Genomic DNA, 8026 nt, shown 5'->3' with positions numbered 1-8026 from the left:
GCCGCAACCCCTGTGGACCCGAGATGGTGACGATGTCCTTCCACTTCTCGTACCGCTTCTGAACTTCAGCAGGCGCGGCCGCAAGGTTCTTTTCTACCCTCGTGTGTTCGAAGACGGCCCACATACCAAAGAAAGCATGTATACCAAATATGGTATGCCAAATTCCGTACCTCGACCGGCGTTGCGTCTGCGACGCCGCACCGTATCCATCTCTACCTGGTCCTGGATGATCAGGCCGTTTCTTTTTGTCGGTAATAATTGACTTCTACCGGCATAACGGAACAGCATGCCGGCATGGGTACACGCGCAGAAGCCATCCTCGATCTCGCACGCAAACGCGGACTGATCCGGCCGCGCGACCTGGAGCCACTGGGCCTGCCGAGGGTCGCGCTGACGCGCCTCGTCCGTCAGGGTGCGCTCACGCGGATTGCACGCGGCCTCTATGCGCTGCCGGACCGGCCTGTCTCGGAACACACCGCGCTGGCCGAGGCCGCGCGCAAGCATCCGCGGGCCATCGTGTGCCTGCTCTCGGCGCTGCGTTTCCACAATCTAACTACCCAGTCACCGTTCGAGGTCTGGTTGGCGATCCCCAACAAGGCCCGCGCTCCCCGAATCGACTACCCGGCCCTGCGCGTTGTCCGCTTTTCCGATCCTCTCCTTGCCGAAGGCGTCGAGGAGCACTTGATCGAAGGGGTTCCGGTACGCGTCACCGGTATTGCCAGGACGGTCGCAGACTGCTTCAAGTACCGCAACAAGATTGGCCTGGATGTCGCCCTGGAGGCCCTGCGCGAGGCCTGGAGTGGGAAGCGGGTCCGCATGGACGAACTCTGGCAGTTTGCCAAGCTGTGCCGGGTCGGCAATGTCATGCGCCCGTATCTGGAGAGCCTGCCGTGAGCCCCAAGAACCTCTCCGCTTCGGTCCGTGCCCGCCTGCTCGAAAACGCCCGAAACCATAAGCAGGACTACAATCTCGTACTCACCCGCTATGCCCTGGAACGATTCCTGTATCGCCTGAGCACCTCCTCCCATGCAGACCAGTTCCTCTGCTCAAGGGCGCCTTGTTGTTCGATCTGTGGTTCGACATCCCGCACCGTCCGACGCGTGACGCCGACCTCCTGGGCTTCGGGTCAGCCGATATGCCGCACCTTGAGGCGGTGTTTCGGGATCTCTGTGCGGTGGAGCAGGACGATGGAATCCGCTTTCAGGCCGACTCGGTACACGCGGAGGCGATTCGCAAGGAGGCCAGCTACTCCGGTGTGCGGATCACATTGATGGGGCTGCTGGACGGCGCGCGCTGCCACACGCAGATCGATGTGGGCTTTGGCGATGCCGTGACACCGGGCCCCGACACCATCGAGTTCCCGGTGATATTGCCGGACATGCCTGCCCCCAGGCTTCGCGCCTATCCCCGCTCGACCGTGGTCGCCGAAAAGCTGGAGGCACTGGTGTCGCTCGGCATCGTCAACAGTCGTATGAAGGATTACTTCGATCTCTGGATCTTGTCGCGCTATACCGATTTCGACGGCGAGATTCTGTGCCAGGCGATTCGCGCAACATTCGAACGCCGCATGACACCGCTGCCGGATGGCACCCCGTTCGGCCTGAGCGACGACTTCGCACAGGACCGATCGAAGCAGATCCAGTGGCAGGCATTCCTGAACAAAAACGCCCTGGCGCACCTCCCGCTGTCCGATGTGGTTACGGACCTGCAAGCCTTCCTGTCGCGCCCGCTGCACGCGGTCAAACAACGGGCGGATTTTCCGAAAACCTGGCATGCCGGGCATGGCTGGACGCTCACCAGATAACTCGCCGTTCAATCGGCTTCTCCCTGGCGGGCATCCCCGCAACGCCGGACCCCCAACTCCGTGGCATCATCCCTCCCATGAGCGTTCGCCGTATCCTGCGCATGGGACATCCCGACCTGCGTCGCACCTGCGACCCGGTAGCCGAAGCCGATTTTGGCAGCCCCGGTCTGCACGCCCTGGTGGACGACCTGGTCGACACCATGCACGCCAGCGAAGGACTCGGTCTGGCCGCCGCCCAGATCGGCGTGCCGCAACGCGTCGCCGTGATCGAGATCCAGCCCGGCAACGCCCGCTACCCCGGTGCCGTACCGACCGGCCGCCTGATACTCGTGAACCCCGAGGTCACCGTGCTCGACCCGACGCCGCAGTGCTACTGGGAAGGCTGCCTCTCCGTCCCCGGCCTGCGCGGCGAAGTCGCCCGGCCGTGCCACATCGCCGTGGATTACTACGGGCCTGACGGCACACCCCGCCACCTGGAACCCGAAGGCTTCCTCGCCACCGTGTTCCAGCACGAGATCGACCACCTCGACGGCACCCTGTTCATCGACCGGGTGACCGACACCACCCGCCTTGCCTTCCTCGACGAATACCGCGAGTACCACGCGACAGCCTCGTCAAAGCCCACGTAAGCCAGCCCCTGCTGGCCATCCGAATGGGCCCGGCTTCCTCCGGCCACGAGGAGCGTACCGTCGACCGCCGATACAGAATGCGTCGGTAGCCGACATTCCCCTCAATAGTGATATCGGCAGGAGATGATCGTGATAGACGAATCCTCCACCGCATATACAAGTCGATTGGTATCATCAATCCGACGCGACCAGAAACCTGCCAGGTTCTCCTTGAGGGCTTCCGGCTTGCCAATGCCTTCGAGTGGAGACCGCTTCGCGTCTTCTATCAACTTGTTGATCCGCTTCAGGGTCTTCTTGTCCTGGCGTTGCCAGTAGAGGTAGTCAGTCCATGCTTCGTCGGTCCAGCAAAGCAACCGACTACTCATCCCCATCTACCAACGCACGCTCGGTTGCCTTTCCGGCCTTGTATTGCGTAATGGACCTGTTGAGGTGCTCTGCATTGGCAGGGGAACGCAAAAGATGCACGGTTTCCATCAGGCTGTTGTAGTGATCCAGCGACATGACCACCGCATCCTCCGAATCACGGCGCGTAATCACCGTGGTGTCGGCATCGTTGACCACCCCATCCAGTACTGCCTTAAGCCCGTTGCGAGCCTCGGTGAATGAAACAATCTTCATGGCGCCCTCCTGTACGTTGAATTGTACAAGTATAGGTGGGGCGGCCTACATGTACAACCTGTTGTACATCCTGTGCCACTGCGTCGCCACAGCGCACGGCCAGCTGCAGATGCGTGCCGCGCGCGCTCGGAGTCAGCCAGTAGCAGCCCTCGCAGGACAACCCCGCCAGCGCGCGTCAGCCGAGCAGCCGCGGCGGGACGGCGGCAGAACCCCGGCCACCCGTACATGCCAGCGGTAGCGATCGGGCCTGACGCGGGTAATGGACTCGATGGCCTCACTGTAGGCGGCGAACGCCTTCACCCGGGCCATCAACTCGAACACCGCTTCCGGAGCGGCACCGATCCCCACCTCGTGGTGGATCACCGACATCGCCCGCCGCCCCGGGGGTGCAGGATGGCGCGCCGGGCGCACCGGCGGCACAAGCGTGACAGAGCACGGTGCTATACAGAATCGGTATATCACCGTTTTCGCGGAATTGGCGTGACGGGAGGAGCGACCACGCGTGGCCCGGAATCGGGCTTCCCGTGGGAGCCGTGGCGGCGTTCCCTGGTACGATCCGGCCAGAGGTTAACGGAGAGCCGGTGTGGAAACGCTCATAGAAGCGAATCAGGCGGTGGTGGTCTGCGGCATTCTGGAGGATGCACAGGGGCGGATCTTTCTGGCGCGTCGCGGAGCCGATCAGGCGCTGGCGGGGTATTGGGAGTTCCCCGGGGGCAAGGCGGAGGCGGGTGAGAGCCTCGAGGCCGCGTTGTGCCGCGAATTCCGTGAAGAGCTGGCGATGGAGCTTCGAGTGGGGGAAGAGATCGGGCGCACGCCGATTCCGGGTAATGGGGGCCTCGAGTTGGTGGCACTGCGCGCGTGGACGGAAGACGAGAGCCCGGTGCTGACGGTGCACGATCGCTGGTGCTGGATGTCACCACTGGAGGCTCGCGGGCTTGATCTCGCGCCCGCGGACATTCCATTGCTCGAATCGTTTATTGCCGGACGTTCCGCATGAGCCGAGAGGACGCCGCCAAATCCCTGTCTGGGGTGCAATGGGTCGGCCTGCATGAACGGCTGGATACGCCGCGGGTTCGCCAGGCGCTGGAGGCCCTGGGGCTGGAGGAGCATGCCCGCTGGAGCCAGGGCCTGGAGGGCGACGATCTGGCGATGAGCCTGGTCCCCGAGCTGGCGCAGCGGCTCGCGGAGCGTGCGGGTGGGCTGCGCGAAAAGGGACACGAGGACTGGACCCGGGCCGTGCAGGGGCTGGCGGATGCGCTGGCGGCGGCGGGGCATCCGCTGTCCGGGATCGAGGAAGACCTTCCGCAGCCGCCGTTTCGGCAGTTGCTGGAGGTGCGTTCCCCGGCGGCCGAGCAGGTCGGGCAGCAGGAGACGCCAAGGCCGGATGTTCCGCTGGCCCTGTCCAGCCTGCTTACCGGTTCGGATCGCACACCGAGTCTAGTCACGCAGATCGAGAAGGAGCTGGCCAGTGCGGAGCGGGCCGACTGGCTGGTGTCCTTCATCAAGTGGAGCGGGATTCGCGCCCTGCGCGAGACGCTGAAACGCTTCACCGAGACCCCGACGGCCGATGGCTCGCCCAGGCTGCGGATCGCGACGACCTCGTACCTCGGGGCCACCGATCTCAAAGCGATCGAGTTTCTGCTAAGCCTGCCGAACACGGAGATTCGGGTCTCGTACGACACGCACCGCACGCGCCTGCACGCCAAGGCCTACCTGTTCCACCGCAACACCGGCTTCGGTAGCGCCTACATCGGCTCGGCGAATGTCTCGCGGGTGGCGATGGATGAGGGCCTGGAGTGGACGGCCAAGGTGAGCGAGTACGAGCTCCCGCACCTGTGGCGCCAGATCCAGACCTCGTTCGAAGCGCATTGGGCAGACCCGGCGGAGTTCGAACCGCTTACCACGGATAACCTTCCCCGCCTGCAACAGGCACTAGAGTCGGAATCCAGCTCGGGGCCCGGGGCGCAGAAAGGCGCCACCGCGTTCTTCGATCTGCGGCCGTATGCCTTTCAGCAGGAGATCCTGGAGGATATCCAGCGAGAACGCCGTTCGGGGATCGACCGCCATCTGGTCATCGCCGCCACCGGGACCGGCAAGACCATGATCGCCGCGTTCGACTATCGGCGCTTTGCACGTGAGCAAGCGGATAAGGGGCGCCCGTCGTTGCTGTTCATCGCCCACCGCGAGGAGATCCTGCGTCAGGCAATGGCGAGCTTCCGTCAAGTACTGCAGGACCACGAGTTTGGCGATGTGCTGGTGGGCGGGACGCGTCCGAGTCAGGACCGCCACCTGTTCTGTACGGTGCAGAGCTGGAATGCGCGGGACCTCGACCGGCTGGCCCCGGAGCATTTCGATTACGTGGTGCTGGATGAGGCGCACCACAGTACGGCCGGCAGCTACCAGCGCATCCTCGAGCATGTGCGGCCCAAGTGCCTGCTGGGCCTGACGGCGACGCCAGAGCGCGCAGATGCCGACGACATCCGCAAACACTTCGGCCAGCGTTACACGCATGAGATCCGCCTGCCGGATGCGATCGAGCGTCGGCTTCTGGTGCCGTTCCATTATTTCGGGGTGGCCGACCACGAATCCGTGGACCTGAGCCGGGTGCGCTGGCGGCGCGGGGGCTATGACGCCGAAGAACTGGAAGACGTGTTCACCGGCAACCAGGCGCGGGCCGATTGGGTGTTGCGGCAGGCCCATGAACACGCGACGGACCTGGGCTCGGTTCGCGGGTTGGGGTTTTGCATCAGCTGCGACCATGCCCGGTTCATGGCCGAGCATTTTTCGGCCAAGCAGGTGCCCAGCGCGGTGCTGACCGGCGAGAGCTCGGACCACGAGCGGCAGTCGGCACAGCGCGACCTGCGCGAGGGGCGCATCCGCTTCATCTTTACGGTGGATCTCTACAACGAGGGCGTGGACCTGCCGGAGGTGGACACCGTCTTGCTGCTGCGCCCGACCGAGAGCCTGACGGTCTACCTGCAGCAGATGGGCCGCGGCCTGCGGTTGCACGAGGGCAAGCCACACCTGACCGTGCTGGATTTCGTGGCGCCGCAGGATCGGCGTTTTCGTTATGCCGATCGGTTCCGGGCCTTGAGCGCGCGGCCGGAGAAGCGGGTGGATCACCAGATCCAGGAGGGCTTCCCCTGGCTGCCCAGCGGCTGCCTGATCCACCTCGACCGCCTGGCCACCCAGCGGGTCCTCGACAACATCCGTGCACAGATCAACCGCCAGCGCCCGCAGATCGTGCGCGAGCTGAAGGCCTGTTTCCAGGAGGACATCGACTCCGCGAGCCTGCCCAAGATGCTCGACTGCCTGCATATGGATGATGCCGAAGACCTGCTGCGCAAGGACCTGCCCTCCCGGCTGCGCGCGGACTGCGGAGGGGAATCGACGGAGGCGCTGGGGCCCTATGCCGGCAGCCTCAAACGCGGGCTGCAGCGCCTGGCGCGGTGTGACGATCGGCAGTTGCTGGAAACCCTGCAGACCCATCTGGCGCAGCCGGCGGCGAACGTGGAACAGCTTGCCGAAGAGGATCGGCTTCGACTGTCCCTCGTCCACAGCACGCTATGGGGCAAGACACGTCCGGGGGATGGGGACCTCTCCGCCGTGGACGGCTTCATCCGCGAACAGCGCCCCCTTTACCGTGACCTCCAGGAAGTCGCTGCCTGGCGACGCGAGCGCATCGTCCCCGCGAGCGGCATCACCTTCCCGGAGCAGACCGGTCCGCTGGAACTGCACGCGTCCTATACCCGCGAGCAGATCCTGCTGGCGCTGGGGCTCGGGAGCCTGGAAAAGCCCATCACCCAGCAGGAGGGTGTCCGGCACGTACCGGAACGGCGTGTGGATGCGCTGTTCGTCACCCTGGAAAAATCCGAGCAGGAGTTCTCCCCCACCACCATGTACGAGGACTACGCCCTCAACGAGCGGCGGTTCCACTGGCAGTCGCAGTCCGGCACCTCCCCCACCTCGGAGACCGGGCAGCGTTACATCCACCACGAGGCGCGTGGCTACACCCCCATGCTGTTCATTCGGCGGGCCAAGCGTGATGCGACGGGCCTCAGCGAGCCATTCACCTTCTGCGGCCCGGTGCGCTACCAGCGCCACGAAGGCAGCAAGCCGATGAGCATCGTCTGGGAGCTGGAGCACGAGCTGCCCGCGCGGCTCCTGCACCTCGCCCGTCGGACGGTGCTGTAAAGGAAGAAGAGGTGTCCAGGCTTGCTTGCGGGCTACCCGCCTGGAGATTTTCTCTCAGGCGGGTAGCGCGGCCTGCAACTCCCGCAAGGCGGGCAGATATCCCGGCAGCCGGGAGTAGAGTTGCTCGGCCAGCTTCTCGTCGTAGGTGTGCGAGGCGCGGTTCCGGTCATCCAGCATGGCGAGCCAGATGGCCTCATCCGATATCCAGCTTTGGCTCAGAGCCAATCGCAGGCAGGATCGCGGCGACGCGCACTCCAGCCCTTCGGGCACAGCGGCTGCCTTTACGGATTTCCACGCCAGTTCGAAGGTGAATTCGAAACGCTGGATGCTGGCATCCCGGGCCAGGTCGCTGGTGGGTGCCTGCAGGGCTTCTTCAAGCCGGCCGAGGGCCTTGGCGAAACTGTCGTGGACGGTGGTCAAAGCGGGATTCCCTCGCTCTCGATTTCCTTGCGCAATTCATCGCTGACTTCGGTCATGTCAACGAGGTCGAAGGTGTAGAGGGTGCGCAGGTCCTCGATGCGCCCGCGGAGTCGGCCCCAGTCGCTGACGGAAACCTCTCTGGCCGGGAGTACGGCGAGGTCGATATCCGAGTTCCACCGCGCGGTGCCGCGCGGCCAGGAGCCGAACCAGAACACCTGTGCATCCTGGCCGAACTCTTCGCGCACGAGTTCCGCAGCCGCATGCGCGAGGTGGTTCACGCGTTCGCGAGGCGGGAGTGCCTCTGCCGTGTTTCCGGTGCTGGCGTGGAGGGTCGATGCCATGTTTCGGACCGCCTTGGGCT

The 8026-nt window shown here is 64.6% G+C and carries 9 protein-coding genes and 2 pseudogenes; 5 read left to right on the top strand and 6 right to left on the bottom strand.

Annotated elements, in window-relative coordinates; all coding sequences use genetic code 11:
* Positions 1 to 124 (bottom strand): annotated as a pseudogene (locus ACESLR_RS10960) (type II toxin-antitoxin system mRNA interferase toxin, RelE/StbE family); the annotation flags it as partial.
* Positions 125 to 294: 170 nt separating this feature from the next.
* Here ACESLR_RS10960 and ACESLR_RS10955 point away from each other — a divergent pair.
* The 3 genes from ACESLR_RS10955 (at position 295) to def (ending at position 2433) form a co-directional block, all read left to right on the top strand.
* Positions 295 to 894 (top strand): type IV toxin-antitoxin system AbiEi family antitoxin domain-containing protein, encoded by a 600-nt coding sequence (locus ACESLR_RS10955; protein ID WP_373026010.1) that lies wholly within the window; start codon positions 295 to 297, stop codon positions 892 to 894.
* Positions 895 to 1057: 163 nt separating this feature from the next.
* On the top strand, positions 1058 to 1804 hold the full coding sequence (locus ACESLR_RS10950) for a nucleotidyl transferase AbiEii/AbiGii toxin family protein (protein ID WP_373067371.1): 747 nt from the start codon (positions 1058 to 1060) through the stop codon (positions 1802 to 1804).
* 77 nt (positions 1805 to 1881) lie between these two features.
* A complete protein-coding gene (gene def, locus ACESLR_RS10945) occupies positions 1882 to 2433 on the top strand; it encodes a peptide deformylase (RefSeq protein WP_373026012.1) in 552 nt (183 codons plus the stop codon).
* A gap of 101 nt (positions 2434 to 2534) precedes the next feature.
* On the opposite strand, the gene ACESLR_RS10940 is transcribed toward def, so the two are convergent.
* From ACESLR_RS10940 to ACESLR_RS10930, 3 genes and pseudogenes are all read right to left on the bottom strand, one after another.
* Positions 2535 to 2798: a Txe/YoeB family addiction module toxin gene (locus tag ACESLR_RS10940; protein WP_028484284.1), complete on the bottom strand. Its 264-nt coding sequence runs from the start codon at positions 2796 to 2798 to the stop codon at positions 2535 to 2537.
* Positions 2791 to 3051, bottom strand: coding sequence for a type II toxin-antitoxin system Phd/YefM family antitoxin (locus tag ACESLR_RS10935; RefSeq protein WP_373026013.1), 261 nt, complete (start codon positions 3049 to 3051; stop codon positions 2791 to 2793). Before ACESLR_RS10935 ends, ACESLR_RS10940 begins: the two co-directional genes overlap by 8 nt.
* 82 nt (positions 3052 to 3133) lie before the next feature.
* Positions 3134 to 3420: pseudogene (locus ACESLR_RS10930) on the bottom strand (polyketide cyclase/dehydrase); the annotation flags it as partial.
* A 214-nt stretch (positions 3421 to 3634) separates the two neighbouring features.
* On the opposite strand from ACESLR_RS10930, the gene ACESLR_RS10925 reads away from it, so the two are divergent.
* Positions 3635 to 4048 (top strand): (deoxy)nucleoside triphosphate pyrophosphohydrolase, encoded by a 414-nt coding sequence (locus tag ACESLR_RS10925; RefSeq protein ID WP_373026014.1) that lies wholly within the window; start codon positions 3635 to 3637, stop codon positions 4046 to 4048.
* The gene (locus ACESLR_RS10920) at positions 4045 to 7245 is read left to right on the top strand and encodes a DEAD/DEAH box helicase (protein WP_373026015.1); all 3201 of its coding nucleotides are present in this window, start codon (positions 4045 to 4047) and stop codon (positions 7243 to 7245) included. Before ACESLR_RS10925 ends, ACESLR_RS10920 begins: the two co-directional genes overlap by 4 nt.
* Before the next feature lie 54 nt (positions 7246 to 7299).
* On the opposite strand, the gene ACESLR_RS10915 is transcribed toward ACESLR_RS10920, so the two are convergent.
* Positions 7300 to 7665, bottom strand: a complete 366-nt coding sequence (locus tag ACESLR_RS10915; RefSeq protein WP_373026016.1) for a nucleotidyltransferase substrate binding protein — start codon at positions 7663 to 7665, stop codon at positions 7300 to 7302.
* Complete coding sequence (locus ACESLR_RS10910; RefSeq protein WP_373054448.1) at positions 7662 to 8006, bottom strand: nucleotidyltransferase family protein; 345 nt, start codon at positions 8004 to 8006, stop codon at positions 7662 to 7664. The genes ACESLR_RS10915 and ACESLR_RS10910 overlap by 4 nt, the downstream gene beginning before the upstream one ends.
* Positions 8007 to 8026 lie beyond the last annotated feature (20 nt).

It is taken from the genome of Thioalkalivibrio sp. (assembly GCF_041685615.1).
Classification (GTDB): domain Bacteria; phylum Pseudomonadota; class Gammaproteobacteria; order Ectothiorhodospirales; family Ectothiorhodospiraceae; genus Thioalkalivibrio.
The sequence above is the reverse complement of the archived record's forward strand: the minus strand, read 5'-3'. Positions and strand labels throughout refer to the sequence as shown.